At 47.4% G+C, this 570-nt stretch carries 2 rRNA genes; both read right to left on the bottom strand.

Annotated elements, in window-relative coordinates:
• Window positions 1-142 (bottom strand): 23S ribosomal RNA (locus AB4124_RS34075); the annotation flags it as partial.
• 293 nt (window positions 143-435) lie between these two features.
• Window positions 436-570, bottom strand: a 16S ribosomal RNA gene (locus AB4124_RS34070); the annotation flags it as partial.

Below are 570 nucleotides of genomic sequence, written 5' to 3'. Positions count from 1 at the left end.
ATTACATCAGCTGGGTTTCCCCATTCGGACATCCCCGGATCGAAGCTTGCTTACAGCTCCCCGAGGCAGTATCGTTGTTCGCCACGTCCTTCTTCGGCTCCTAGCGCCTAGGCATCCTCCGTGTGCTCTTAGTAGCTTAACCAATGGCTTCACATTTGCCTGATTCTCTTCCCTTGTTACCAAAAGTCGTTCATCATGCAAATATTCCGCTCTATGCTACTCTTTACTTCTTGGTCAATCACTTGACACAAGTCGTTAGAGAAGGATATTTCTAATTGCGCAAATTCGTTTCGTTATCTAGTTTTCAAGGATCAAATGAGAGTTGAACTCTCAAAACTGACCAACGAGTGAGTAACAGGCCTAAACCTGATTTTAAGGGTGACTTCATGGAAGTCATATTTGAATGTCTTCGTTGCAGAAGACGATTCTCCATAGAAAGGAGGTGATCCAGCCGCACCTTCCGATACGGCTACCTTGTTACGACTTCACCCCAATCATCTACCCCACCTTCGGCGGCTGGCTCCCGTAAGGGTTACCCCACCGACTTCGGGTGTTGTAAACTCTCGTGGT

Source organism: Paenibacillus sp. 2KB_20 (genome assembly GCF_052115765.1).
Lineage (GTDB): Bacteria > Bacillota > Bacilli > Paenibacillales > Paenibacillaceae > Paenibacillus_AQ.
The sequence above is the reverse complement of the archived record's forward strand: the minus strand, read 5'-3'. Positions and strand labels throughout refer to the sequence as shown.